This is a genomic window from Bartonella jaculi (genome assembly GCF_039543045.1).
GTDB lineage: Bacteria > Pseudomonadota > Alphaproteobacteria > Rhizobiales > Rhizobiaceae > Bartonella > Bartonella jaculi.
Map to the genome: position 1 here is coordinate 1 of NZ_BAABIZ010000163.1, position 781 is coordinate 781.

Annotated in this window: 1 protein-coding gene; it reads left to right on the plus strand. The window is 49.2% G+C overall.

Translation table 11 applies throughout. The features are described from left to right. Positions 1-781, plus strand: a 781-nt coding sequence (locus ABD915_RS09970; RefSeq protein ID WP_345117809.1) for a phage tail tape measure protein, incomplete at both ends; no start/stop codon positions are given.

Genomic DNA, 781 nt, shown 5'->3' on the forward strand with positions numbered 1-781 from the left:
ACAGAAAAAGCGCAAAATGCTTATATTCATGCGCGTGGGCGCATGGTGGGGGCTGTTGCCCAAACCGCAACTTTAATTGCACCGCTCTATAAAGCCATGCAATTTGATCAATCGATGAAAGGCTTGGAAAAGGTTCTGGATGCCCCCCTTGATCGTTTAAAGGAATTGCGTCGTTTTGCCCTTGAAACCTCCACCAAAATTCCTCTCGCCGCTCGTGAAGTGTTAGAACTGATGACTAGTGCCAGCCAAGCAGGGATTGGTGAACAAGATCTCGAGGCTTTTAGTATTTATGCCGCCAAGGCAGCGGTCGCCTTTGATATGAGCGGGGATCAGATTGGTGAGCGCTTTGCCAAATTGCGCAATGTCTTTAAGCTTAATCAGGCAGGCATCGAAGATTTAGGCGATGCTATCAACCATCTTTCCAACCACATGGCGGCCAAGGCAAGTGAAGTCTCTGATTTTACCAATCGGGCCACCGGTGCAGCAACTATGTTTAAGCTCACTGCCCGTGAAACCGCGGCTTTTGGCACGGCGATGATTTCTGCTGGGATTGTCCCAGAGAGTGCTGCACGTGGTTTTAACTCTATCAGTGCGCGCATTCAGGCGGGAGGCAAGCATATTGAAGATGCTTTTACCAATATTGGTCTCTCTCGTCAAAAATTCATGGAAGATCTGGACAAAGATGCCACCGGTACCTTGGTGCGCTTTTTTGATGTTTTAGCCAAATCCGAACAGGGGATGCGTTCTCTGATTGCCATTGCAGGGCGCGACTTTACTGGGG